Source organism: Streptomyces sp. NPDC029138 (assembly GCF_055564375.1).
This window is the reverse complement of sequence record NZ_JBVHWM010000028.1, coordinates 27269-52786: the sequence shown is the minus strand read 5'-3', so window position 1 is coordinate 52786 and position 25518 is coordinate 27269. Positions and strand designations below refer to the sequence as shown.

Annotated in this window: 16 protein-coding genes and 5 pseudogenes; 9 read left to right on the top strand and 12 right to left on the bottom strand. The window is 68.1% G+C overall.

Features of this window, described 5'->3' with window-relative positions; translation table 11 throughout:
• Positions 1–102 precede the first annotated feature (102 nt).
• Positions 103–885, top strand: coding sequence for a FadR/GntR family transcriptional regulator (locus ACZ4WH_RS22190; RefSeq protein ID WP_468182965.1), 783 nt, complete (start codon positions 103–105; stop codon positions 883–885).
• Here the strand turns inward: ACZ4WH_RS22190 and ACZ4WH_RS22185 are convergent.
• The 8 genes from ACZ4WH_RS22185 to ACZ4WH_RS22150 form a co-directional block, all read right to left on the bottom strand.
• Positions 870–1706, bottom strand: coding sequence for an amidohydrolase family protein (locus ACZ4WH_RS22185; protein ID WP_468182963.1), 837 nt, complete (start codon positions 1704–1706; stop codon positions 870–872). The genes ACZ4WH_RS22190 and ACZ4WH_RS22185 overlap by 16 nt on opposite strands.
• Entirely contained in the window at positions 1703–2041 is a 339-nt protein-coding gene (locus ACZ4WH_RS22180) for an L-rhamnose mutarotase (protein WP_468182961.1), read from the bottom strand. The genes ACZ4WH_RS22185 and ACZ4WH_RS22180 overlap by 4 nt, the downstream gene beginning before the upstream one ends.
• The gene (locus ACZ4WH_RS22175; RefSeq protein ID WP_468182959.1) at positions 2038–3219 is read right to left on the bottom strand and encodes a mandelate racemase/muconate lactonizing enzyme family protein; all 1182 of its coding nucleotides are present in this window, start codon (positions 3217–3219) and stop codon (positions 2038–2040) included. Before ACZ4WH_RS22175 ends, ACZ4WH_RS22180 begins: the two co-directional genes overlap by 4 nt.
• Positions 3220–3250: 31 nt before the next feature.
• A complete protein-coding gene (locus ACZ4WH_RS22170; protein ID WP_468182957.1) occupies positions 3251–4153 on the bottom strand; it encodes a carbohydrate ABC transporter permease in 903 nt (300 codons plus the stop codon).
• A 2-nt stretch (positions 4154–4155) separates the two neighbouring features.
• Positions 4156–5109: a carbohydrate ABC transporter permease gene (locus tag ACZ4WH_RS22165; RefSeq protein ID WP_468182955.1), complete on the bottom strand. Its 954-nt coding sequence runs from the start codon at positions 5107–5109 to the stop codon at positions 4156–4158.
• 1 nt (position 5110) lies between these two features.
• Entirely contained in the window at positions 5111–6481 is a 1371-nt protein-coding gene (locus ACZ4WH_RS22160) for an ABC transporter substrate-binding protein (RefSeq protein WP_468182953.1), read from the bottom strand.
• A 1154-nt stretch (positions 6482–7635) separates the two neighbouring features.
• Entirely contained in the window at positions 7636–8397 is a 762-nt protein-coding gene (locus ACZ4WH_RS22155; RefSeq protein WP_468182950.1) for an SDR family oxidoreductase, read from the bottom strand.
• Complete coding sequence (locus tag ACZ4WH_RS22150) at positions 8394–9413, bottom strand: zinc-dependent alcohol dehydrogenase (protein WP_468182948.1); 1020 nt, start codon at positions 9411–9413, stop codon at positions 8394–8396. The genes ACZ4WH_RS22155 and ACZ4WH_RS22150 overlap by 4 nt, the downstream gene beginning before the upstream one ends.
• A 152-nt stretch (positions 9414–9565) precedes the next feature.
• Here ACZ4WH_RS22150 and ACZ4WH_RS22145 point away from each other — a divergent pair, with 152 nt between their 5' ends.
• A complete protein-coding gene (locus tag ACZ4WH_RS22145) occupies positions 9566–10549 on the top strand; it encodes an aldo/keto reductase (protein WP_468183022.1) in 984 nt (327 codons plus the stop codon).
• A 354-nt stretch (positions 10550–10903) separates the two neighbouring features.
• Positions 10904–13315, top strand: a complete 2412-nt coding sequence (locus ACZ4WH_RS22140; RefSeq protein ID WP_468182946.1) for a right-handed parallel beta-helix repeat-containing protein — start codon at positions 10904–10906, stop codon at positions 13313–13315.
• A 989-nt stretch (positions 13316–14304) separates the two neighbouring features.
• On the opposite strand, the pseudogene ACZ4WH_RS22135 reads toward ACZ4WH_RS22140, so the two are convergent.
• Together ACZ4WH_RS22135 and ACZ4WH_RS22130 are read right to left on the bottom strand one after the other, a co-directional pair.
• Positions 14305–14826 (bottom strand): annotated as a pseudogene (locus tag ACZ4WH_RS22135) (hypothetical protein); the annotation flags it as partial.
• 311 nt (positions 14827–15137) lie between these two features.
• Positions 15138–16065 (bottom strand): annotated as a pseudogene (locus ACZ4WH_RS22130) (IS110 family RNA-guided transposase); the annotation flags it as partial.
• Positions 16066–16777: 712 nt separating this feature from the next.
• Here ACZ4WH_RS22130 and ACZ4WH_RS22125 point away from each other — a divergent pair.
• On the top strand, positions 16778–18463 hold the full coding sequence (locus ACZ4WH_RS22125) for a ribonuclease J (protein ID WP_468182944.1): 1686 nt from the start codon (positions 16778–16780) through the stop codon (positions 18461–18463).
• A gap of 92 nt (positions 18464–18555) precedes the next feature.
• On the opposite strand, the pseudogene ACZ4WH_RS22120 reads toward ACZ4WH_RS22125, so the two are convergent.
• Positions 18556–19172, bottom strand: a pseudogene (locus tag ACZ4WH_RS22120) (IS5 family transposase); the annotation flags it as partial.
• Positions 19173–19215: 43 nt separating this feature from the next.
• On the opposite strand from ACZ4WH_RS22120, the pseudogene ACZ4WH_RS22115 reads away from it, so the two are divergent.
• Positions 19216–19461 (top strand): annotated as a pseudogene (locus ACZ4WH_RS22115) (SCO5389 family protein); the annotation flags it as partial.
• Positions 19455–20457, top strand: a pseudogene (locus ACZ4WH_RS22110) (GTP-binding protein). The pseudogenes ACZ4WH_RS22115 and ACZ4WH_RS22110, both read left to right, overlap by 7 nt.
• Before the next feature lie 239 nt (positions 20458–20696).
• Here the strand turns inward: ACZ4WH_RS22110 and ACZ4WH_RS22105 are convergent.
• Positions 20697–22301, bottom strand: a complete 1605-nt coding sequence (locus ACZ4WH_RS22105) for a hypothetical protein (protein WP_468182942.1) — start codon at positions 22299–22301, stop codon at positions 20697–20699.
• 308 nt (positions 22302–22609) lie between these two features.
• Between ACZ4WH_RS22105 and ACZ4WH_RS22100 the strand changes: the two genes are divergently transcribed.
• The 3 genes from ACZ4WH_RS22100 (at position 22610) to ACZ4WH_RS22090 (ending at position 25489) form a co-directional block, all read left to right on the top strand.
• Positions 22610–23068, top strand: coding sequence for a hypothetical protein (locus tag ACZ4WH_RS22100; RefSeq protein WP_468182940.1), 459 nt, complete (start codon positions 22610–22612; stop codon positions 23066–23068).
• A 322-nt stretch (positions 23069–23390) separates the two neighbouring features.
• Positions 23391–24563 carry a PP2C family protein-serine/threonine phosphatase gene (locus ACZ4WH_RS22095; protein ID WP_468182938.1) on the top strand — a complete coding sequence of 391 codons (1173 nt, stop codon included), beginning with the start codon at positions 23391–23393 and terminating at the stop codon, positions 24561–24563.
• Between the two features lie 188 nt (positions 24564–24751).
• Positions 24752–25489: a GAF and ANTAR domain-containing protein gene (locus tag ACZ4WH_RS22090; RefSeq protein WP_468182936.1), complete on the top strand. Its 738-nt coding sequence runs from the start codon at positions 24752–24754 to the stop codon at positions 25487–25489.
• Positions 25490–25518: the final 29 nt, after the last annotated feature.

Here is a 25518-nt window from a genome sequence, read left to right as displayed (position 1 = left end):
TATGTCGTGAACGCGTCTGACGCGGCCGTTGAACGTCGACGACATGTCGTGGACCAGGAACCACTTCGACAGCAGATTGATTGAGGCGATAAGGTCATACGTATGCCAAACGAGTCGCAGCCCGCAACCCGGCTGTTCCCGCGACGGCTGCCCGTCGGCCGCTTGGGTGTTGCAGTCGTTTCCGAACTCGTCGACCTCATCGTGACGGGGCAGTTGAAGGAAGGCGAGTTGCTGCCCCCGGAGGGTCCACTGAGCGAACACTTCGGCGTGAGTCGCACGGTGCTACGTGAATCGGTGAAGCGGCTCGAGGAGAAGGGCCTGGTGATCGTCTCCCAGGGTCGCGGCACCCAGGTGCGGGCGCCGGGCTACTGGAACATGCTCGATCCGGTGGTGCTGTCCGCGTTGATCGACAACGATGAGACGCTCGGTGTCCTTGACGAGCTGACGATCGTGCGGGCGAGCCTCGAGTCGGCGATGGCGGGCGCGGTTGCCGGTTCTCGCAGCGCAGATGAGTTGAGGAGGCTGGAGAACGCGTTGACCACGATGCGTGAAAGCGCGTCCGAGACGGATTCCTTCCGGCAGGCGGATGTGGTGTTCCACTACGCGCTCATGGAGATCTCCGGCAACCGGCTGGCGGAGAACATCGCCAAGCATCTGTACAAGCGAGCCGTGGAGTCCAGCCGCTACCAGGGCATCGACCCGCCTGATGCGTTCGTACTGACGCTGAAGGAACACGCGGCGATCGTCGATGCCATCTCAAGGAAGGACGTCGCGGCGGCCCAGAAGGCGATGCATGATCACATCCACGTCTCGTGGGAGCGTCGCCGGCTGCCCGACCACGCGCCACGGGCGCGTGGTCGGGCGCTCGATCAGGAGAGCGAGTAGACGTCGGCAGCGTTGCCGCCGAATACACGCGCGCGTTCCGAGGCGGAAAGCCCGTCGAGCAGGGCTTCCAGAGCGGACTTCCAGGGTGCCGCACCCCCGCCGAGCTCAGCCAGCGGCCAGTCGGAGCCGTAGAGCAGGCGCTCAGGGCCGAAGGATCCCAGGGCGATCGTCACCGGGGCGGCGAGATCGGCTGCACGCCATGATCCGGGGGCGAGGCCCGACGTGAGTCCCGAGACCTTCGCGACGACGTTCGGTTGCCGCGCGAACTCCCGCAGTCGCGATGCCCACGTGCTCCTGTCCTGACCGGGCTCGGGCGGACCGCCCAGGTGATCGAGCACGAAGCGGAGTCCGCCGTGACGTGCGGCCAAGCGGGTTGCCTGAGGGAGCTGCCACTCACGCACGACGAGGTCGAAGCAGAGATCCTCACGCTCGAGTACGGCGAGGCCAGCGCTGATCTCCTCGCGCATCATCCACTGCGGGTCCGGGTCGATGTGGGCCAGATGCCGCACCCCGACGACGGGGACAGCGGCGTTCTTGCGGATCTGGTCGAGCTGAGGTCCGACCTCCGCCGCGAGGTCGACCCACGCGACGAGGCCGGCGATGGCTGATGAGTCCAGCTTGGCGAGCCGGATGCTCTCATCGAGGCTGTTGCTCGACTGCACGACCACGGCACGGTCGAGTCCGGTCGTGGCCAACATCTCGCTCAGATCGGCGGCGCCGAAGTCGCGGGCGATCGGCGCCATGGTCTCCGCGTCGATCCAGTCCTGCGGGTCCACCGCTCGATCCCACAGGTGTACGTGGGCGTCAATACCGGCATTCATGCGAGGTGCCACACTTCCTCGACAGGCTGCCACAGCGCCCCGGGATCACGCTCCTCGGCGATCCTCACCTGGCACGGGTCGGTGCGCGTCCACCATTCCTGCGAAGCCGGGTCCTCGGCGATCCGTCGCATGTCCGCCTCGTGGTCCTCGCCGACGTACTCGTAGTAGGCGAACAGGATGTCGCCGAAGATGAAGATGCTGTAGTTGCGCACGTTGCACTCGGTGAGCTTTCGCTCGACGCTCGGCCACACGGCACGGTGCAGCGCCAGGTACTCCTCGCGCTTCTCGGGCCGCACACCCACGACGAAGGCCCTGCGCTCAGGTCGACGGGTCACGAGGGTCGGCCTCCGCGGTGCGACGGGTCATCCATCATGTCCGGCTCGGCAACCAGCCGCAGGGCAGCGCGCTCGGGCCGAATGTGCGGTCCGGTCGCCGCGGGCCGGGGCGTCACAGCACCGGCCGGTGACATCTGGGACTCGTCGACCACGATCCCGATGCCTGGGCGATCGCCCAGGACGATGCCTCCGTCGTCGAACTGCTGGTCGACGTCGAGACCGACGGGAAAGAGAAGATCCTGGACTTCGAAGGCCAGATGGTTCGGCACGGCGGCGGCGGCGTGCGCCACGGGGTTCGCGTTGTACGCGACGGGACTCACCGGCAGATCGTGGGCGTGCGCGAGCGTCGCAACGCGGAGGAAGTGGGTGATCCCCCACACGTTGCCGACCTGCACGATGTCGACCGCGTTGGCGTCCAGCAGGGGGCGGTACTGCTCCAGCCCGGTCAGGTTCTCGCCGCTTGCGATCGCCGCGCGCACCTTCCCGCGCAGCGCGGCCATGCCGGCCGCATCCCACCGGCGCAGCGGTTCCTCCACCCAGGTGAGGTCCATGCGCTGCTCGATGGCCGCGACATACCGGGCCGCCTGGGCATGGTTCCACGACTCGTTGGCGTCGAACATGAGCGCCGGACGGCGGGAGTTGCGGCTGAGAATGTCGCGCATGATCTCCAGCCGGGGCAGGTCGCGGTCGAGGTCGCGGCCGCCTTTGAGCTTGCCGGCCTTGAACCCGCGGTCCGCGAACCGAGTGTAGAGGTCGGCGAGTTCGTCCTCGGTCAGGCCGTACTCAAGACCGGACGCGTACCCGGGGACGAAGCGCTCGCGGGCTCCGAGGGTCCGCCAGAGCGGCTCGTCAGCGGCCTTGGCCTTGATGTCCCAGAGGGCCATGTCGACGGCCCCGATGGTGCCGAAGGTGGATCCTGAGTGACCGGCCTTGAACACCCAGTCGAGCATTCGGTCGTAGAGCGCCACGACCGACCGCGGGTCATCGCCCTCGATCGCGGGGAAGACACGGGCGATCTCGGCGTGGGACCCGAGGCCTACTCCCTCGATGCCGGTGTCGGTCTCGATGACGAGGACGGGGACCGGCGTGGCGTGGCTGGGCTGGACACCGTTGACATCCCCGGTGATTCTGCCCCAGTCGTGAACGGTGTTCAGGCTGCGGTACCCGGTGATCTTCATCGGCGGTGGTTCTCCTTGCATGTGCGAGCGGTCATTCCTTGGTTCCTCCAGCTGTCATGCCCGCGACCAGGAATCGCTGGGAGAACAGGAAGACGACCAGGACAGGCAGGATCGACACGATCGTCCCCAGCGCCAGGGTGGGCAGCTGGACGGAGTCGGATCCAGCGGAGCTGGGATTGAAAGCCGGGGTTGACGCCAGAAGCGAGGTGAGCCCGACCTGGATCGGGTAGCCGTCGCTCGAGGGCAGCATCACGAACGGGAGGAAGAAGTTGTTCCAGTTCTGTACAAAGCTGAAGAACGCCACCAGGGCGACGATCGGGGCGGCCAGCGGAAGGGCGACCCGGGTGAAGACCTGGAACCCGTTGCAGCCGTCGATGCGCGCGGCGGCGAGGATGTCACGAGGGATGCTGGTCGAGAAGTAGATGTAGGTGAGATAGACGCCGAACGGGAAGAACGACATGGGCAGGATCACCGACAGCGGGCTTCCGATCAGCCCGACGCTGTTCAGCTCGAGGAAGATGGGCAGTACCAGTGCGGTGCTGGGGATCAGCATGACGACGAGTGTCAGCACGAGCAGGGCCTGCCGAAGTCTGAACTCCGTGAGCGCGAGCGCGTAGCCGGCGGGGATGCTCACGAAGAGCGTGATCACCAGAGCGCCGATCGCGTACAGCGCGGAGTTCCCGATCCAGGTCGTCACCGCACCGTCCTGGAAGTCGAACAGCTGATGCCAGTTGGCGACGAGGTCCGACCACGACCCGAGCGAGAACGGGTCGGCGACGACGAGCGTCTTCGAGGATTTCGTGACCGCGAGGAGCAGCCAGACGATCGGGACGGCGAAGAACAGGACGAAGACGACGAGCAGGACGCCGGCGATGGACCGCCCGCTCCACCCGCTGAGGCTCGGCCGGCGGCGTCCGGCGGAGAGTGCTGCCATGGTCATTCCTTCTCGAAGAGGCCGCCGCGAGTCACGAACACCCAGGACAGCAGGAGTGCGACGACCAGCAGGATCAGCGAGATCGCGGCCGCACCGTTGAAGTCGTTCTGCTGGAACGCGTACTGGTAAGCCAGCTGGTTGAGCGAGTAGTCGTTGGGCACCACTGCGTTGCTGGCCTGGCTGAGCAGCTGTGGCTCGACGAAAAGCTGGGTGCCGGCCGCGAGCGACATGACGCCCATGTACGCAACCCACTTGCGCAGCATCGGAAGCTGGATCCGCAACGCGATCTGGACCGCGTTCGCGCCGTCGATGCGGGCGGCCTCGATCACTTCGGTGCTGATGTTGTTGAGGGCGCCGTACATGATGATGATCCACCCGCCGGCTCCGGTCCAGAACGCGATGATCGCGAAGATCGTCGGAAGATGGCCGGGTTGGATCACCTGCACGAAGCTGTCGAACCCCATCGCGCTGAGCAGACCGCTGACCGGGCTCGCCGTCGGATCGAGGACGAAGAGCCACAACAGGACGCTTGACGCGCCCGCGAGCGCGCCGGGCAGGTAGTAGACGAAGCGCAGGGTCGTGCTCACCCACCGCACACTGACGGCGTGGACCACCAACGCCAGGCCGACGACGAAGACGACCAGCCCGAGGAGCCAGATGATGAGATAGGTGGTGACGTGCAACACGGCCGGCCAGAACCGGAAGTCACCGACGACCTTGGTGAAGTTGTCGAAGCCCGCGAATCCACCGTCGGCGTTCGTGAAGGCCAGTAGTACTGCGTAGAGCGAGGGGACGATTCCGAAGGCGATGGTGAGCAGCGCGTAGGGCGAGACGAAGAGGTAGCCGATCGGACTGCGAGCGAAGGCGCGGCCGGCTGGCCGGCCTCTACCCCGGCCTGACCGCCGACGCCCTGAGGCGTCAGCGGTCGGCTGGTCACTCGGAGGAGCGAGGGTCATTTCACTTCACCCTGTATCCGTTGACCTCGGCCTGGTTCTCGATCGCCTTCTGCCAGGTCGGCAGCAGGTCCACGATCGACTTGCCGCCCGTGATCCCTGGGGTCATCGTCTTCGCCCATATCGCCTCCTGGCTGAATGTGGGGTAACCCCAGCCATCCCAGACTCGCGACGCTGCGGTCTCCACCGGCTGCAGCGAGGTGGCGTAGTACTTGCTCGCCTCCTGCTTGGCGATCCACTTCTGCGCGGCGGGCGCGTACGCCGGGTAACCCGGTGCGACATTGACCTGATACTCGTCGGCCGTGGTAACGAACCGGACGAACTTCTCAGCGGCCTTCAAGTTCTTCGAATGGCTGGAGATGAACCAGGTTCCGCCACCCACGTTGCCCGTCACCGCCTCACTCTCGCCCTTCCACGGCAGCGGCGCGGCGACGCCGAGCCGGCCGGCCGACATGTTGAGCGACTGAGGGTTGTTGAAGATCGCGCCGGCGTACCAGGCCGGGCCCGGCATCATCAGCACTTTGCCTGAGTACTTCTTCAAGAACTCGGGAGTGAACACGCTGACCACCGGAACGGTCCCGTTCTGGCGGAGGGCGTCGAGCATCGAGGCCGCCCGCTTGCACTCGGTCGAGTCGGTCTTCACGGTGAGGGACTTGGGGCCGGGCACGTCATTGGCCTGGCACTTGCTCGCCCACATGAACACCTCGGGCGTCCATGCATCCCCAGCCGTCCCGATGATGTAGCCGGGGTGCTCCTTGGCGACCTTCTCCCCGAGCGCCTGGTACTCCTCCCACGTGGTCGGGAGGGCGTAGCCGAACTGCTCCAGCAGGGACTTGTCGTACCAGAGCACCGCCTGGGCGAGGTCGTTGCGCAGGCAGTACACGCGGCCGTCCACCGTGCAGGGGTTGAGTGAGCCTTCGGTGAAGTTGCTGAGCGTGTCCTTCGGGACCAGGCCCTTGTCCAACACGGCCGCGAACGCCTGCTTGCCGGCGCTCTTCTGGCTGGCCCATGCCGCGTCGTTGTTCTGGCTGGAGAAGACGACGTCGGGCCAGCCACTACCGGCGCGGTCGAAGAGCTGCATCTTCGTCCGGAAAGAGTTGGACCCGTTGGCCGACCCGTCATAGGTGACGACCTTGATCTTGGTGTCCGGGTTCGCCGTCTGGAACGCCTTCGCGGCAGCCTGTCGGTCCGCGTCCACCCAGACGGTGATCGTCGAGGAGGCCTCCTGCTTGGCTTCGGGAAAGCCGTACGACCCGTTCGCCGAGCTGCCTTCGCCGCCGCAACCAGCGAGGGTCAGGAGCGCCGTTGCTGCGCACAATACGGCGACGGTCGACGCCTTACGGCGCGAACGCACCACAGTGCGGGTTCCGACCATGGGATGTCCTTGTCTTGTCGACTTCGTTGACGACTCTGCGCCAGGACCTTAGAGCATACGTATGATGTTTGTCATCACCTGAGTCGCTGACGTCGTTCTGATCTGGAGAGGTGCGCGTCGAATGGTGGTCTTGTTCGGTGGGCGCCGTCGGCTGCGGGCATGAAGTCAGGGCCCTTTGGCAGTTCGAGGTCGCGAAACCAACTGAGATCCCGCGACTCTGTCGCCGCGTTGTACGCGCTCACGCCGGTGGACTTCAACTCAGCCGCACCGAGGGGTGATTGTGCCGCTCAGCCGGAGGGGCACTGCCATCGGGCGGTACTGAAGTGATTCGCCTCCTCGTCGACGGCATCACTTGCGGGCGATGTCCGTCGGCTTCCCGCCGCGGGACCGAATCTGTGCGTCCTGCCGCCGTAGGCACGACCACTGGCCGGTGAGTCCCAGGACCGGTTTGCGCGCGGTGATCCGCGAGAGGCGCCGCGGCCCTTTCGCCCACCTCCTGCGCACTCGCGGTCTTGCCCGGCGACACCCTGGGCAAGCGTGAACCGGCCCGGCGCCACCTTGGCGAGCCGGCCTCGCGTGACCAGACGCCTCGCCCACGACCGCAGCGGCTCCACCCGCTGGCGCCACGTCCATGCGGAACACGGCGGCCGCCTCCGGGCAGGTCAGCGATCCTTGGCCAAGCCGGAGGCGGTCCGAGAGAGCCTGCAGAATGCGCTGGTGGTCCACCGCCTGCGCTGGCCGGGCCAGCCCTTCACGCCACACCGGCACCTGCGATTCCGGCTCCGCCGAATCCCGGGGCGTCGTCAGCCCGTCCGCAACCGGCGCATCCGGTACGTCGGCGCGTCGGGATCGACGGTGACGCTCGCGTTGAACACCTTGCCCTCCGGTGGCGCGAACAACCCGCCGACCCAGGGCGTTGGAGCCGACTCGTCCTACCCCGACCGCCTCAATGCCGAGCCGGCTGAGGCCCGTGGCAACGTTGCTGTCCCGCACACCAGTCGCGCTGCGAGCGCCGGTCACCTCGGCGGGGCGCCGACATCGGCGGCGCGGAACAGCGCCAGCGTCTCCCCACGGTCAGCACGTGCCCGCCTATCAGGCTGCCCTCACCGCTTCCTGCCGGAGCGTTGTCACCACCGGCGGGCGTTCGAAGAGCCTCATCGGCCAAGCCAGCCGCCGTCGACCGGCAGGATCGTCCCGGAGACGTAGCGCGCGGCGTCCGAGGCCAGGAACACGGCAGCGCCTGCAAGGTCCTCCGCCGTTCCCCACCGCCCTGCCGGTATCCGCTCGAGGATCGCGCGGGACCGGTCAGGGTCGTCCTGAAGCGCTTGGGTGTTGTCGGTCGCGATGTAGCCCGGTGCGATGCCGTTGACAGTCACACCGTATCCAGCCCACTCGTTCGAGAGCGCCCGGATCAGTCCCGCCATGCCGGACTTGGCCGCCGCGTAGCCCGGCACGTTGATCCCGCCCTGGAAAGAGAGCAGGGAGGCGGTGAAGACGATGCGCCCGTGCTGCGCATCCAGCATCCGCCGCCCGAGAACCTGGCTGAGCACGAACGTGCTCGTGAGATCGACTTCGAGCACCTCGTCGAACCATTCCAGAGGGTGCTCGGCGGCGGGAGCCCGGCGGATGGTCCCGGCGTTGTTGACCAGGATGTCCACAGGGCGCTCGCCTGCGGCGAGTTCCTCGGCGATCCGGATCACCTGCCGCCGGTCCGCGAAGTCGACGCGGTGTCCCGAGAATTCGCGGCCGAGCTGGCGCACGCGGTCGCCGATCGCCGATGACGCCGGATCGAGGGTGGCGGAGAGTCCAACGATGTCGGCACCGGCAGCGGCCAGAGCCTCGGCGACGGCGAACCCGATTCCACGCTTGGCCCCCGTCACGACGGCGAGGCGCCCGGTCAGATCGAACGGGTTCAAGACGCGCTCACCTCGACGAGCAGCTTCATGGCCTGCCCGGCCTCGAGGACACCGAAGGCCGATTCGAGCTCATTCAGGGGCACGATGCCCGTGATGAGCTTCTGGGCCGGGATGGCGCCCTCGGCCAAGAGTTCGATGGCGCGCTCGAAGTCGTGGCGCTGGTAGACCCGTGCTCCGAGCAACCTCAACTCCCGCCAGAACACGCGGTGCAGGTCAATGGGCCGCGGTTGCGAGTGGATGGCCACCACCACGAGCGTGCCACGGACCTTCGCCAAGCTGGTGGCGCCGAGCACGGCAGCGGCCGAGCCGGAGACTTCGAACACGACGTCCGCTCCGGCGCCGTCCGTCCACTCCTCCACCCAGGCGACCTGATCGACCGACGAGGGGTCCAGCGTCGTCAGCCCCATCTCCTCGGCGGCGGCCCGCCGGGTCGGGTCGATCTCGGCGATCACGACCTCGGCACCGAACGCGGCAGCGACGATCGCGATCAAAACGCCGATCGGGCCCGCACCGATAACGACCGCCTTGCCGCCTGCGACGAGTTCGGAACGCCGTACGTCGTGAACGGCCACCGCGACGGGCTCCACGAGCGCTGCGTCTCGCAGCGAGATCTCCGAGGGCAGCCGCACGAGTGTCGACGCCGGCACATTCCAGCGCTCCTGAAGGGCTCCCGGGCTGTCGATGCCGATGAAGTCCAGGTTCTGGCAGATGTGCTCGTTACCAGCACGGCAGGCCGGACAGGTGCCGTCCCAGGCCAGCGGCATGACGGTCACCGCATCACCCACCGACCAGCCCTCCACGCCGGCGCCGAGGGCGACGATCGTGCCTGACATCTCGTGTCCGATCGTCGCCGACTTGCTGACCCGACCGTCCATGTCCCCGTGGAACACGTGGAGGTCCGTGCCGCAGATTCCGACGTAAGCCACGGCGACTTGGACCTGCCCCGCACGCGGCTCGGCTGGTTCCCGCTGCTCCACCGTCATCGTGCGCGCGCCTACGTAACTTGCTGCCAACATGCCGATCGGCTCCTCCTCGTTCTGTCGCAGGCCGCACCGGCCCACAGCACTGCGCGGCCCACAAGAAACATAATACGTATGCTGTCGCCGTTATAGTCGGTCTCGTGACCAGCAAGCAACCACCGCGCGACCACGCATCCACGGAAGAGACGCTGCCGACCCGAGGACTGCGAACCGGGCACCAGCTCACGGAGTTGGGCCTGGGTGCAGCCCAGTTCGGCAACCTGTTCACCGAGACGACCGACGACGAGTCGCATCGCGCCGTCAAAGCCGCAGTCGAGGAAGGGATCCGCTACTTCGACACCGCCCCGCATTACGGCCTCGGGCTCTCCGAACGCCGCCTGGGGGACGCCCTGCACGCGGCCATTCGGCAAGGCGTGACCATCTCCTCCAAGGTCGGGCGCCTGCTCGTGGACAGCCCGGACATGAGTCACCGGCTCGACGACGACGGGTTCATCGTGCCAGCGACGAAGAGGCGCGTCTGGGACTTCAGCCGCGACGGGATCCTTCGCTCCGTGGAGGAGTCACTAGCTCGGCTCGGGACGGACCGACTCGACATCGCCTACCTGCACGATCCGGACGACCATTGGGGTCCGGCATCGTCGAGCGGGATCGCCACTCTGGCCGAGCTTCGGGACCAGGGCGTCGTCGGCGCCATTGGCGCCGGCATGAACCAGGCGGCGATGCTGGCCGAGTTCGTGAGGCAGACCGACGTCGACGTGGTGATGGTCGCCGGGCGATTCACTCTTCTTGATCAATCGGCACTGGACGACCTGCTACCCGTCGCCAGCGCCCGCGGCGTCGGCGTCGTCGCCGCGGCGGTCTACAACTCCGGACTACTGAGCAGTACGACCGTGGACGGCTCGGCGACCTACGACTACAGGGCAGCGCCGCGGGCCGTCGTCGAACGTGCCGCCCGCATTGCCGCCGCCTGTGAGCGACACGGCGTGGAGCTTCCCATGGCCGCCGTTCAATACCCGCTGCGCCATCCCGCGGTCACCTCGGTGGTGACAGGGATGCGCACTCAGGAACACGTGCGAAGCAATATCGCGCGGTATCGGGCCGTGATCCCAGAGGCGCTCTGGGAGGAACTGCACTTCACAGGACTCGTCCCTGACCCCACCCGCACAAGCTAGCGCTCAAGGGCACAAGTAAACATCATACGAATCTTGTCGCAAACATCATACGTATGCTAACTCTGTGGCGGGCATCAATGCCTCAGTCACAGGAAGCGATCGAACATGACATCGACGTCAGACTCGACACGCTCGGTAAGCAGACGATGGAGGCGCAGGGCGAGCACCCTGGCAGCGCTCGGCGTCTGCGCCGTCATCGCATCAGCGCTCATTCCCATGCACGCACAAGCCGCGCCTCGGACGGTGTACTTCGCAGCGCCGGACGGCAAGGACTCCGGACGCTGCAGCCAGTCGCAGCCGTGCTCGCTCGAGCAGGCTCAGCATGTGGTCGGCCCGGCCGCCAAACATGGTGACGTGAGCGTTCAGCTTGCCGACGGCACCTACCGCCTCTCCGAGCCTCTCCGGTTCGGACCCGGCAACGACGGCGGCGACCACACCATCCACTGGAACGCCGCCCCGGACGCTCACCCCGTCATCACTGGCGCCTCGAAGGTCACCGGCTGGTCCAAGTCCGAGGCAGGGTCAGGCATCTGGGAGGCGGATACCCCCAGCGGCCTCGACACCCGCCAGCTCTACGTGAACGGCGTGATCGCTCCGCGCGCCGCCATCCGCCTGGCCAACGCGGACGTCACTCCCACGGCAACCGGTCTCACCATCAAGAACCCGGCCCTGAGCTACCTCGCCACGCTCCCCGACCAGGGACGCATCGAGTTCGAGTCCCTCGGCGACTTCACGAACCGCTACTCACCGGTTCAGAGCATCAGTGCCACCGAGATCACGATGGCACAGCCGGCGTGGGACAACAACACGTGGGGCTGGGACACCGTCCAGAACTCGTTCCTGGCCGGTCCGAGCTGGTACCTGGACAACTCACTGAGCTTCCTCACCCAGGTCGGCCAGTGGTACATAGATCCAGGCGCCGGCAAGCTCTACTACAAGCCGGCGAACGGGGTCGACCCCAACCGGCTCGACATCGAGCTGCCCCGCCTGGAGACACTGATCAGCATCGGCGGGACGTACGGCAAGCCGGTGACCGGCCTTGCCTTCAAGGGCATCCAGTTCTCCGGAACCTCCTGGCTCGGCCCCTCGACCGACGGGTATGCGGACCAGCAGAACGGCCTCTTCATCAAGGGCACCTACGACTACCGCCCTGCTGACGCCTTCACCAGCTGCTCGCGCGGATGCGAGATGTTCGAGCGAGCGCGCACCAGTTGGTACCAGGAGCCCGCCGCCGTGCAGGTCTCCGCTGCCAGCCGCATCTCGTTCACCGGCAACACGTTCACCAACCTCGGCCAGTCGGCGCTGGGCGTCGGAAACGACGCCAACGCCACGACGACCGGCGTCGGGCTGGGCGCCAGCGACATCGACGTGGTCGGCAACCGGTTCATGGAGAACAGCGGGCACGGCATCGCGGTCGGCGGCGTGCTGCCTGACGCACACCACCCCAGCGACCCGAGGATGACCAACCGGGACATCCTGATCTCCGACAACACGATCAATCGCGTGGCGGTGGACTACAAGGACAACAGCGGCATCTTCAGCACTTACGTCACCAATGCCCGCATCCTGCACAACGAGGTCTCCAACGTCCCCTATGACGGCATCGACACCGGCTACGGTTGGGGCATCAACGACGCCGGGGGATCGAACGACTACGTCGACCGCGGCTACTACAAGTGGAACACGCTTTACACGACGCCGACCACGCTCAGGGACAACCGCGTCGAGGGCAACCTCGTGCACAACACGAAGGCACGCTTCGCCGACGGTGGATCGGTCTACAACCTCTCCGCCAGCCCGGGGACCGTGGTCGCCAGGAACTACCTGTTCAACATCTCAGGAGTCGGCCTCTACCTCGACGAGGGCTCGCGCTCAATGACGTACGAGAACAACGTGGTCCAAGGCGGTTCCTTCCTCTTCACCAACGCGTACAGCCTCCGCAACAACACCAGCGACAACGTCATCCAGAACAACTGGTACAACTCGGGTGGAGCGTCGACGCCGAACGCTGAGGCGCACAACAACAAGCTGATCAACAACGTGAAGGTCGCCGACGTCAACTGGCCCGGGGGCGCACGAGACGTGATCTGCCAGGCGGGCGTCGCCCCGAAGTACCGGACGTCGCTGAACGCGAACCAGTTCGGCTTCAGCGGGTGCGCGGTTCATGCACCGGTCGCACCCGGCCTCGCCACTGCCGGAGGCTCGGCCGTCAGCTCGTACTTCGGCCAGAGTGGTGAAAGTTTCGGGATCGCGGCGGCCGGCGCCGACGTGTGGGGCGCCGGCGGTCAACTCGACGACCAGTTCGGATCGATCTACCGGGCCGGTTCGTTTCACGCCGACTCGAGCGTGTCTACCCGGGTAGTGTCGGTCAACGACGCCAACGCCTGGGCCAAGTCCGGGGTCATGGTCCGCAACGACATGACCAAGGCGGGAGAGTCGGCCGGGTACGCCGTCGTCGCGGTTACCGCCCGCAACGGCGTCGTGTTCGAGTGGGACAGCAACGGCGACGGGTACCTGGACACCGACGCCCGCGCCAGCGTCGACATCTACCGCCCCATCTGGGTGAAGCTCACCCGATCAGGCACCTCGTTCAGCGCCTCGTACTCCTACGACGGTGCCAACTATGTCCCGATCGGTCAGCCCGTGACGTTGGCCTCCGCCGCAGCGAAGCAAGACGCGGGCATCTTCTCCACGTCCCACGACACCGCCCAATCAGCGATCAACCAGTTCGACTCCGGCGCCGTAGCAGCCGCAACGACGCCGTAGGCGCCTCACGGAGGGTCGACGACAGGCGCGGCGGATGCTTGTTTCTAGCGCGCTGCCAGACTGGCGGTTCGGGGACTCTGGCTGCGGGCGCACGAGAACACCAAGCGTGACCTGTTGTCGACCATCCGGCCGTGCGGCCGGATGGCCCAGTGCGGTGGGCCGCAGTCAGCCGAAGCTGCCACCTGTGCGTTCAGTGCGTTCGTGATGATGGGTCGGCCGTCTCACGGCTCCCGACGGAGACCCCGACAGAGTGCTCCCCGGCGCGGCCTCGCCCCATCACCAGTGCTGTCACGACGGCCCCTATGAGCGGGGTCCTGGCTGCAGCTGTCCGACCAGGTGGAAGACCTCCCGGGCCGCGTAGCGCTTGAGGCAAGGGACGATTTCGCGACGGGACTTACCCTCCTTGATCGGCGCTCGTAGTAGTCCTGAGCGCGCGGGGTCGACGGCCCCGCAGGAGCGATCACCATCACCATCCGCGGAGCATCCCCGCGGGGGCGCGGGGTCGACGCGACTGATCAAAACTACGGTCGACGTGTACGGGCACCTCGTCCACCCGCCTGGGACCACCGCGAGACGATCCTGCGAGCAGCTGTTCGGCCCGCCTCCACGTCCACGTCGGACGAGAAGTCGCATCCGGGAGACGCAACTCGCCCACAGATGCCAGCGCTGACTCCCGTCGTCGCCGGGCGGTCGTTCACCGAGGCTCGCCCATGCCAGGCGGGGAGCGGAAGCGGTTCAAAGCGACAGCTCGGTCGTGGAACCGGGAACGGGACATCCGAGAGACCATCCGCCACATTTCTCTCTCTTCTGCGATGTCCTGTGGCAGGTCAAGGCCCATGGCTTGAGCCAATGGGTGGCGCCCCAGGTTGACCAGTGCGCGGACGGCTGCCGCCCATTCATCAGTCGCTGCGACCACGGCCCGATACCAAAGCGGGCACAGAGCGCAGAGGACGCCGGCCGTGCTGAGGAGAACTGGAGGATCGGCACTATCAACCGATGTGGCAGGAAGAAGTCGACGCTGGTGCGCGCGGTGTCGACCTGCCGGCGAGCTTGCTCGGGTGCCATCGCGGTGAGCTCGTTCCAAAGCACCTGAGAATCCAGTGACCTGAGTCAGAGATTCGTCGGCAGTAGGCGGCCACTTTGTCGAGGATCTCGTCGGCGGTCTTGGTCCATGCGAAGGGCCTGGGGTGCTCGTTCCAGTCGGCGTGCCAGTTTCGGATGTCGCGTTCGAGGGCTTGGACGGAGCGGTTCGTCGGTGTGAAGTGCAGACGGAAACGCGGGTGTGCCAGCAGCCACTTCTTGATGGCGGGTGTCTTGTGAGTGACGTAGTTGTCCAGGATGAGGTGGACGTCGAGCCCGGCAGGGACTTCCTTGTCGAGCTTGGCCAGGAACTTCTTGAACTCCACGGCTCGGTGGCGCCGGTGCAGGGAACCGATCACCTTGCCGGTGGCGGCGCCGCCCGCTGCGGGCAATCGAGGCGTTCGCAGACGCCGCAGCGGCATCGAGGAGCGGACCTTGCCACTGAGGAACGCTGAGGCACCCCCCAGCACCTGCCCGGCGGGGGCCTCAGCGACCATCACGTGTCACGTTGCTGTCACCAACCCCGTCGACGCACATGGACCACAAAGGCCCCACCCGCGTGAACGGCATCGATCTAGACCATGTGGACGCCAAGAGACGGTTTCGCCTACCTGTGCCATGTGGTACCCAGTGAGGGACCCGGGATCAGGACCGGGGCCTCTTTTGGCCCGTCAAAGCGGTATTGCAGGGTGTTCGGGGGTGTCTCACTCACGCCCCAGACCCTCTCACGTCTCAGACGCCCCTATGACGAGGGGGCGCTGGACGCCGTCCGGACCAGGTTGAACACCTCGCGGGCGGCATATCGCTTGAGGCACCGGATGATCTCACGTCGGGTCTTGCCCTCCTGGGTGCGGCGTTCGTAGTACGCCTGGGTACGGGGCTCGAAGCGCAGCCGGGTGAACACGATGCGGTGCAGGGCCGCGTTGGCCCGGCGGTCGCCGCCGTAGTTGAGCCGACGCGTGCTCCGCCAGCCCGACGAATACTCGACCGGGCTGACCCCGCACAACGCAGCGAACGACGCCTCAGTGCCCAGCCGCTCGGGATTGTCTCCCATCGTGATCAGCAGGGTGGCGGCGCTGTCCGGGCCGATGCCCACTGGTGCCAGCAGCTGCGGGGCGTGGCGTTCGACGAGCCGGGTCAGGCGTTGGGTTCAGCTCATCGATCTGCGCGGTGAGCTGTTCGATGCGCTCGGCCAGCATGCGCAACGTCATGTGGGTGGCCTGGGCGACCACGTCCTCGTCTTCCCCACCGTCGGGCGGGGTGAGGCGCGCACAGGTGCGGATCAGCTCGGCGTTGCCCAAGCTCGACAACCGCTCCCGCAGGGCGGGGTCGGCGATGACCAGGACGGCTTTGAGCTGGTTGATCGCCTGGGTGCGGGCCTTGACCGCGGAGTCCTTGGCGAGCTTGAACATCCGGGCGCTGTGCACCGGACCGTCGCCGGACTTGGCCCGGGCCCGGGCGCGACCGCTCAGCACGGCCCGCGCGGCGGCCTGTGCGTCGATCGGGTCCGACTTGCCGAGCAACCGGCGGGCCGTGCGGTCGGGCCGGTTCACTTCGTACACCTGGACGTGCTGAGCCAGGAGGTAGCGGGACAAGCCCGCTCCGAAGGTGCCGGTGCCCTCCACGCCGGCCCGGCGTACCGTCCCCAGCTTGCGGGCCCAGACGAGCAGCCGGCCGCTGTGGCCGGAAAGGACTCGTCATGGTGGGTCGCCTCCCGGTGGTGAAGTGCTGGGTGGGGTGGATGGCACCGGACTGCTCGGGCGGTCTCAACCGTGATGGCGCCTGATCGTCGGCAAGGCCCCTATTGGGACACGCCCTGTGGCTCGGTGACAGCAGGCACCATCCCGCAGCGACAGTCGACAAGCCCGTGACTGGACACTTCGGTCATAGATCTCATGCGTCGGGCAGGCCGGTTCACGTCGTTCCACGTCCTGGGCCAGCATGCAGCGGGCCAGGGCCGCCCCGATGGAACCGGCCCCCTCCGCTCCCGCTGGCCGGGAAAACCTCGGTGCCGATCACTTCCCCCACCACTGAGAGCGCGGTGGCCACATGAGCGTCCCGGTGCGTGTCCACTCCAAGGACCGCCTCCCCTGTCGGCCGACGTCGGCGGGTACACGGGGCGGAGGACGTACCGGTCACGCTCGTTCACCTTCCGACCCGACGGCTCATCGCGTAGTTGGCACCGACCGCACGGACGGTCAGAACAGTGACGGCGCCTGGTCGGCAAGCCCCTGTCGAGACAGACCCCTCGGCATCAGCAACGCACCCTCCCCGGCCAGCGGTCGACGAGCGGCAGTACGTCGTCGGCGGTGGGTCGTATCGAGCGCTCAGATCCCGCAGGCAATGGATCACCCTGCCCCACTCTCCGGGTACCGTCAGGGTATGAGTCATCCACACCCCGAACTGAAAGCCGCCCCGCCCCTTCCCGAAGGAGGGCTGCGGGTCATCGCCCTGGGCGGCCTGGGTGAGATCGGCCGCAACATGACCGTCTTCGAGCACGCGGGCAAGCTGCTGATCGTCGACTGCGGCGTGCTGTTTCCCGAGGAGACCCAGCCCGGCGTGGACGTGATCCTGCCGGACTTCACCTCGATCCGGGACCGGCTGGACGACATCGTGGCGGTGGTCCTCACCCACGGTCACGAGGACCACATCGGTGGCGTTCCGTACCTGCTGCGCGAGCGGTCCGACATTCCCGTCGTCGGCTCCAAGCTGACGCTGGCGTTCCTGGAGGCCAAGCTCAAGGAACACGGCATCCGGCCGCGCACCGTGCGGGTGCGGGAGGGCGACCGGCGCGGCTTCGGGCCCTTCGACTGCGAATTCGTGGCTGTCAACCACTCCATCCCCGACAGCCTCGCGGTCGCGATCCGCACCCGGGCCGGGATGGTGCTGCACACCGGCGACTTCAAGATGGACCAGTTCCCTCTCGATGACCGGATCACCGATCTGCGCGCCTTCGCCCGCCTCGGCGAGGAGGGCGTGGACCTGTTCCTCACCGACTCCACCAACGCCGAAGTACCCGGCTTCACCACCTCCGAGCGTGAACTGAACCCGGCGATCGAGCAGGTGATGCGCACCGCGCCGCGCCGGGTCATCGTCTCCAGCTTCGCCAGCCACGTGCACCGCATCCAGCAGGTCCTGGACGCCGCCCACCAGCACGGCCGCAAGGTCGCCTTCGTCGGCCGGTCGATGGTCCGCAACATGGGCATCGCCCGTGACCTGGGGTATCTGAAGGTGCCATCCGGTCTGGTCGTGAGCACGAAAGAGCTGGAGAAGCTCCCGGACCACAAGGTCACTCTGGTGTGCACCGGCTCCCAGGGCGAACCGATGGCCGCGCTGTCACGGATGGCCAACCGCGACCACATGATCCGCATCGGCAAGGACGACACCGTCCTGCTCGCCAGCTCCCTCATCCCCGGCAACGAGAACGCCATCTACCGGGTGATCAACGGACTCACCCGGTGGGGCGCCCACGTGGTCCACAAGGGCAACGCCAAGGTGCACGTCTCCGGGCACGCCAGCGCCGGCGAACTCGTCTACTGCTACAACATCGTCAAACCGCGCAACGTCATGCCCGTGCACGGCGAATGGCGCCACCTGCGGGCCAACGGCGACCTCGCCATCCGTACCGGTGTCGACCCCGACCGGGTCGTCATCGCCGAGGACGGCGTCGTCGTCGACCTCGTCGACGGACGCGCGTCCATCACCGGCAAGGTCCCCGCCGGCAACGTCTACGTGGACGGCATGGAAGTCGGCGGCGCCACCGAGGCGTCCCTCAAGGACCGTCTCACCCTCGCCGCCGAAGGCGTGGTCACCGTGGTGGCGATCGTCGACGCGGACACCGGCGCGCTCGCCGAGGCCCCCGACTTCCTGGCCCGCGGCTTCGTCCACGACGACACCACTTTCGAGCCGGTCATCCCCGTCATCGAGAAGACCCTGGCCACCGCGGCCGAGGAAGGCGTCGGGGACGCACGCCAACTCGAACAACTCCTCGCCCGCGCCGTGGCGAACTGGGCGTTCCGCACCCACCGCCGCAAGCCCCTCATCATCCCCGTCATCATCGACGCCTGAACCACAGCCCGGCAGCACGGTCCCCGGTTCCGGTCGCGGCCCCACGGGCATCGAGGTCGGGCCCGGGAGCCAGCAGCACCCAGGAGACCGGGTGCGAGCCCGGACATGGTGCGTTCGATGGTCCACCTGTGGCGGCCCAGCCGTTGCGAGGACTCAATTCCCTTGCGGACGATACGGTGGGTGATCCCGCGCTGCCGTAACCATCGCCGCAGGTGGTCGTAGTCGTATCCCTTGTCGGCGTGGAGCTTGCCCGGTCTGCGCCGTCGGCGTCCGCGCCGGGAGCGGATCGGCGGTATGCCCTTCACCAGCGGGATCAGCGCCTGTCTGTCGTGGAGGTTCGCCCCCGAGATCCTGACGGACGGGGGCAGACCGGTCCACTCGGTGATCAAGTGGATCTTCGAGCCGTACTTGCCCCGGTCCACAGGATTCGGACCTGTCAGGTCCCCCTTTTCAAGGCCCGCATGTTCACCGAGTCGATCGCGCAGCGGGACCAGTCCAGCTCGTCGAGGACCAGGCGGTGGAGCTTGGCCCACACCCTGGCCTTCGTCCATTCGGCGAAGCGTCGATGGGCCGTGGCACGCGACGGCCCGAACGACGCCGACGGCAATTGCTGCCAGGTGCAGCCAGATGCGAACACGCTCGCAGCCAGCACCTCCCGGTCACCGTGCCGACGCCGGCCGCCGCCTTGAGGCCGCGACGGAGCCTCCGGGAACCTCATCGCCCGCCTCGCCGAGGAACTGCGGTCCGGCACGGCGGAGTTCGCCGACAACCAGACCCCTCCGCCCTCCGAGAAGGAGCGCGGCCAGCTCCTGCGCGCCCTGTCCAGCGACGCCATCCGCGGCAGCCTGGAACGGCACTTCGGCATCGCCCTCGCCTTCCAGAACTGCCACCGCGTCGCCGCCTTCCACCCCGAGGCACGCGGCGGCGCCACCCACATCCGCTTCACCTCCCTGCGCGCGCAGATCCTCAACCAGTCACCGGAGTTCCGGGACTGCTGAACACTGCCGGCCGAGACCGCCGACTGCCGGAACCGGCGTTCGACGCCGCCCTGGTGCGGGGCGGCGAGGCGGCCCTGTCGCGCACCGGAGGAACGCCTGGTCGGGATGACCAACGGCTGCATCTGCTGCACCCTGCGCGACGACCTGCTTCAGGAGGTCGACCGGCTGGCCCGCGAGGGCCGCTTCGACTACCTGCTCATCGAGTCGTCCGGCATCTCCGAACCCATGCCGGTCGCCGCGACCTTCGCCTTCGCCCGCGACGACGGCGCCACCCTCGGCGACCTCGCCCGCCTCGACACCATGGTCACGGTCGTGGACGCCGCGAACTTCCTGCCCGAGCCGGCAAGCGGCGACGAACTCGTCGAGCGCGGCCTGGACCAGTACGAGGACGACGAACGCACCGTCAGCGAGCTGCTCGTGGACCAGATCGAGTTCGCCGACGTCATCGTCCTGAACAAGCTCGACCTCGTGGACAGGGAGTCGGCCGACCGGCTGCGGGCGACACTCACCCGCCTCGACCCCGCCGCACGCCTCGTCCCGGCCGTCCGCGGCCGCGTGAAGGTGGGAGACGTGCTGGGCACCCGTCTGTTCGACCTGGAACGCGCCCAACAGCCCCCGGCCGGGTGAGGGAACTCAACGGCGACCACATACCCGAGACGGAGGAGTACGGCATCTCCTCCACCGTCTTCCGCTCCGAACTACCGTTCATCCGTGCCGGTTGTGGACGTTCGTGACCGAGGAACTCGACAGCGGCGCATACGGACAGATCCTGCGCTCCAAGGGCAGCTGCACGCGACACCGACCAGCCCCGAGTGCCAGGAACTGGTTTTCATCGGCACGCACCTGCACGCGGACGCCCTGCACGCGGCAATGACCGATCGCCTCATGACTGGCGACGAGAGACTGCCGCCAACGGACCCGTTCCCCACCTGGGACACCTACGACATCGACGAGACCTGCGACCACGAGCATCCCGAACTCGTGGCGGGCCCCTGAGGACCCCGGTCGGGTGGCCAACACAGCCACGGCGCCGCCCGGCCCGGTATGGACACCAAGAGCTCCGGATGAATGCGCTGGGCTGACCGGCCCCCGCTGCCGAACTCGCCGTGGAGCTTCATCCTTTGGCACGGCTTCCAGATGGTCCGGTCGGCGTCGGTGCCCGGGACATCCCGTCGGCGTACGCCGTGAACGCACCCGCCACGACAGCCCGGACCACATCGCGTCAGCTGTTTTCATCAGTTCCGCTTGAGCACCCCGCTCAGCCCCGCCGCCACGGCCGTGGTCAGCACCCAGCCGGCACCGGAGAGGAGCCAGGAGCAGTACAGGGCACTGCCGGTGGGCAGCCATGCCTTCTGCTGTCCGAGGTCGATGATCGGTACCAGGACGTCGAGGGTGTAGGCGATCGGATGGAAGGCCGGGGGCGGGGTAGCGGCGGCGGCCATGTGCTCCGGGTAGGCATGGGTGAAGACGGCGGCGCCGAAGGCGAGCAGGGCGAGCAGCCACAAGGCGGCGAGCCAGGTCCGGTAGCCGTAGCCGACGGTCAGGTACAGCAGCCGGTCGAGCGTCCTTCCAGCCGGGTTGAGTGTGTGGCGGCGGTGCTGCTGCTTGTGGATGGCCACGAGCCGGGCGGCGTCCTCCTGACCGGCTCGGCGGTAGGCGGCGGCGAGCTGTTCGTAGGGTTGAGGGGCGTAGCCGTGTGGCTGCCGTCGCAGCCAGCGCAGTCGGGTCCGCACGGGGATCTGGCCGCCGACCAGCGTCTGGTAGGTGAGTCCGCGCAGGTCCAGACGGTCGGGCCAGGTGTCGGGGTCGTCGTGCAGGGTGCCGATCTCCGCGTGGCTGAGGTCGACGAGTCCGTCCGGTGCCTGGTGGGGCAGCAGGTACAGGGCCGAGGCGTTGAGCCTCTCGAAGTCCAGGGCCAGGCCACCCGCGTTGGTGAGGATGGCCCCGCGCAGGTCCACTCGGGCGCCTACCTGAGCGCCGTACAGACTGAACTCGCCTCGTGCGGTGAATCCCTCACGGCAGGAGACCTGGCGGTCCACCGTGAGCCAACCGCCTTCCAGCGCGGAGCCGCCCGGATTGTCGAGCCTGGCTCCGTCGAGCACGAGCGCGCCGAGGTGCGCCGCTCGCAGATCGATGCCGCCGCGCGCGACGAAGCCGTCACCGAGGTGCGTCTCCTGCGCCACCCGCATGGCAGGGGCAGTCAGCGCCCAGTTCCCGGAACCGGCGAGACGGGCTCCGGCGAGACTGAGCGATCCGCCGACACTCGCGCCGGACACCTGTACGTCGCCTTCGGCGTTCAGCCCGTTCGCGAGCACGTTCTGGGCGATCTGCGACTGGCCGGCGGCAAGAGCCGTGCCGTCCGGGTTGATGATCCGCGCGCCGGTGAGGACGAGGTCTCCGTTGATCTGGGCGCCGGCGAGGTGGACCCCGCCGCGGGCGACGAAGGCGTGGTCGAGACGCAGATGGTGGCCCACCGCGACCCGCGCCGCCTCCAGCGCGGTCCCGCCGGGATGGTCGAGGACAGCCCCGGCCAGGGACAGTACGCCGCCTATCCGGGCACGTGTCACCTTGACCGGGCCGCGCGCAGTGAACCCATGGTCCAGCGAGAGGTCTGCGTGAGTCTGGAGGTTCTCGGCGTCCAGGCCAGGAAGGTGGCAACCGGTCATGCGGATCAGGGGGGCGGTGGCGTGGGCGAGGATGACGGGTTCGTCCAGCCAGCAGTCGGTCAGCAGCAGCCAACGGCCGAGCTCGGCGCCTTCCAGGTCCAGCCGACCGGTGACGCGGGCGCCGACCAGGCGGAGCGGGGTGCGCACCTCGGAGTCGGTCGTCAGCTGGGCCACCAGTGCGGCCCGTATCGTCCGCTCCGGCCCCCATGACGCACCGCGCCCCGGGTCGTCCGAAGCAGCGCCGCTTCGCAGATCCGCGGCCTGTCCGCGGGCCGCCGCACGCACCAGTTCCCGTTCCGCTGCCGTCAGTTCACCGGCGGCCGGCATCGTCCCCCCAAGGTGTCGGCTCTGAACCGCAGAAGCCTACCCATTGTGCGAACTCTTGTAGGACCCCGCATCCGCCCCCGGACGGGCCGAGGCCGTCCCGGGGGCTGCCTCGAGCGGGCCCGCTTCGGGCCGTCGGACGGGGGAACCCGCCTGGCATGTTGCAGAACATCGTGCGCGGTGGCGCGGCAGGCGCCGCCGGGACAACCGTCCTGAACGCTGTGACGTACGCGGACATGGCCGTGCGGGGCAGACCATCGAGCGAGGCACCCGCCCAGGTCGTCGACAAGATCAGCCAAGACGTGGGGCATCCGGTCCCCGGGTCCGACGACACCCGGGCCAACCGGCTCTCCGGCCTGGGCGCGCTGTCGGGCATCGCCGTCGGCTGCGGTACCGGAGTGGCTGTCTCCCTGCTGCGTCGGGCCGGCATCCGTATGCCCTGGTGGCTCGGCGGTGTGGTCACGGGCGCCCTGGCCATGGCAGCGAACGATGTGCCCATGGCGCGGCTGGGAGTGAGCGATCCGACGAGCTGGTCCGTGCGGGACTGGGCATCGGACGCGGTGCCGCACCTGATGTACGGGGTCGTGACCTACGGCATCGTGGCCGCCTCCGACTGAGCGGCGATCCGAGCGGCCGGTGCGCTGAAGACGGCGCACCGGGTGGACGAGGGTGCGTCCGGGGTGCACCCGCCCGGTCCGAGAGGCGGATGCACAGCTGTCGCGGTGTCGCGAGCGTTGACGGCCATCGCCGGGAGATCCGTCGCCGCCGGCGCCGGGACATCGGACGTAGGCCGGTGCCAACAGCCGTTCCCGGGCTTCTCGTCTTCGTCTGCCGCAGGCAGGTCCTGACTTCCCTTTCGGTGAGGTCGACGGACGGACGCGGGCAGTCCCCTTGATCGATGGGGGCCCTGCTGTGGCAACGTACGAGGATTCGTGCCGGATGCTGGCCATCCTGCTGCGGGCGAGCCACCTGACCGTGTTCGAGGAGCTGCCCCGCCTGCTGGCCGCTCACGCGGGCCGGGCAGGTCTGGGATCGGTTTCCCTCTTCCTCGCCGACCTTCAACAGGAGGTGCTGCGCGAGGTGACCGGCCGCGGCATGGATGCCGGGCATGGCGGTGAAACCCTGCGCATCGACGCCACACTGGCCGGCCGCGCCTTCCGCAACGGTATGGGCGGGTCCCTCGCCGACGGGCGCGGACGCCACTGGATCCTCGTCGCCGACGGAACGGAACGGCTCGGTGTCCTGCGCGTCGATGCGGCGGCGAACGGCGGGGCGGACGGTCAGGCGATGCAGGACCTGGCGTCCGTGCTGGGACTGCTGCTGGTGTCCAAGCGCAGTTTCAGCGATTCCTACGCCCGCCTGACCCGCACCCAGCCGATGAGCCCGTCGGCCGAGATGCAATGGCCGCTGATGCCGCCGCAGACGTTCGCCAGCAACGCGGTGACGATCGCCGCCGCGATGGAGCCGGCCTACGAGACGGCCGGCGACGCCTTCGACTACGCCCTCGCCTCCCAGGTCGCCCACCTGGCCGTCTTCGACGCCATGGGACACGACACGACCGCCGGGCTGACCGCGCAACTGGCCGTTGCCACCTGCCGCAGTCACCGCCGCCACGGCGCCGGCCTGGCCCAGATCGGCGCTGCCATCGAACAGAGCCTGCTGGAGGAGTTCGCCCACGAGCGCTACGTCACCGGCATCCTGGCCGACCTCGGCCTGGGCACCGGTCAGCTGTTATGGATCAACTACGGCCACCCGCCGCCCGTGCTCGTCCGCGGCGGCCGCTGGACCACCACCCTGGCCCGCACGCCCACCCACCCCCTGGGTACCGACCTCGGCCTGCCCGTCACCCTCGGCCGAGAGCAGCTGGAGCCCGGCGACCGGCTGCTGTTCCACACGGACGGCATCACCGAAGCCCGCGACGACAAGGGTCACGAGTTCGGACGCGACCGCTTCGTCGACTTCGTCATCCGCCACCACGCCGACCACGTACCGCTGCCGGAGACCCTGCGCCGCCTCATCCACGCGATCCTCGACTACCACCACGGCCGGCTGAGCGACGACGCCACCGTGCTGTGCTGTCAGTGGAACGGCGCCCCCGATCGCACCAGCTGACCCGGAGGCGGTGATCTACCGGCCTGACCGGAGTAGCGTGGGCAGCGAAGGCCGCGCTGCGCCGACTGATTCAGCCGGCGTCAGGCAGTGGTCACGCTGAGGTGTTCCGTCGGACGTGGAGATCCGTCGCCCCGGTGGCACGACACGTTGCCGACCAGCAGGGCCAAGGGCCCGGCGGAGGACGCCCGGTGAATGACGACAGTGCCGGCCAGCGCCCGCACGAGGACTTCGACCTCACTCAGTGGCTGCTGCAAACAGACTCTCTGGAGGGCTTTTTGCAGCAACTGGCCGACGCCGCCCTGGACCTCTCACACGCGCAGGGCGCCGGGGTCACACTCCAGCGGGACAGCCGCCCCCTGACCGTGGTCAGCTCCGGAGAAGGGGCGACAGACCTGGACGAGAAGCAGTACGGCCAGGACGACGGCCCCTGCCTCCAGTCGCTGCGCACCGGCGAGGAGGTCCTCGTCCGAGACATGCTCGACGAGACCAGGTGGGGCCCCTATCCCGCCTACGCCACCGCCTGCGGGGTCCGCTCCTCCTTCTCCTTGCCGATCGCCGCCCACACCCACACGGCCGGCGCCCTCAACCTCTACGCCGCCCCGCCCGGCGCCTTCGACAACGCGGACCACGCCGCCCTCCGCTCCCTGGCCGCGCAGGCCACCGGCGCCATCGCCCTGGCCCAGCGCATCAGCGACGCCCAGGAATTCGCCGACCAGCTGCGCACCGCCATGCAATCCCGCACCGTCATCGACCAGGCCCTCGGTGTGATCATGGGCCAGCGCCGCTGCACCGCCGAGGAAGCCTTCGGCGTCCTGCGGACCGCCTCCCAGCAGCGCAACATCAAACTCCGCGACCTGTGCGCCGAACTGATCACCAACGTCACCGGCCGGCCCCCCAGCACCCCTGACCTGCGCCCCCGCCCCTGAGCGACCGCCCCACCGTTTGGGCGCCGTCC

Coding starts and splice junctions, on each gene's coding strand:
- ACZ4WH_RS22190 (WP_468182965.1), top strand. CDS start 103: ATGCCAAACGAGTCGCAGCCCGCAACCCGGCTGTTCCCGCGACGGCTG.
- ACZ4WH_RS22185 (WP_468182963.1), bottom strand. CDS start 1,706: ATGAATGCCGGTATTGACGCCCACGTACACCTGTGGGATCGAGCGGTG.
- ACZ4WH_RS22175 (WP_468182959.1), bottom strand. CDS start 3,219: ATGAAGATCACCGGGTACCGCAGCCTGAACACCGTTCACGACTGGGGC.
- ACZ4WH_RS22170 (WP_468182957.1), bottom strand. CDS start 4,153: ATGGCAGCACTCTCCGCCGGACGCCGCCGGCCGAGCCTCAGCGGGTGG.
- ACZ4WH_RS22165 (WP_468182955.1), bottom strand. CDS start 5,109: ATGACCCTCGCTCCTCCGAGTGACCAGCCGACCGCTGACGCCTCAGGG.
- ACZ4WH_RS22160 (WP_468182953.1), bottom strand. CDS start 6,481: ATGGTCGGAACCCGCACTGTGGTGCGTTCGCGCCGTAAGGCGTCGACC.
- ACZ4WH_RS22150 (WP_468182948.1), bottom strand. CDS start 9,413: ATGTTGGCAGCAAGTTACGTAGGCGCGCGCACGATGACGGTGGAGCAG.
- ACZ4WH_RS22125 (WP_468182944.1), top strand. CDS start 16,778: ATGAGTCATCCACACCCCGAACTGAAAGCCGCCCCGCCCCTTCCCGAA.
- ACZ4WH_RS22100 (WP_468182940.1), top strand. CDS start 22,610: ATGTTGCAGAACATCGTGCGCGGTGGCGCGGCAGGCGCCGCCGGGACA.
- ACZ4WH_RS22095 (WP_468182938.1), top strand. CDS start 23,391: ATGCTGGCCATCCTGCTGCGGGCGAGCCACCTGACCGTGTTCGAGGAG.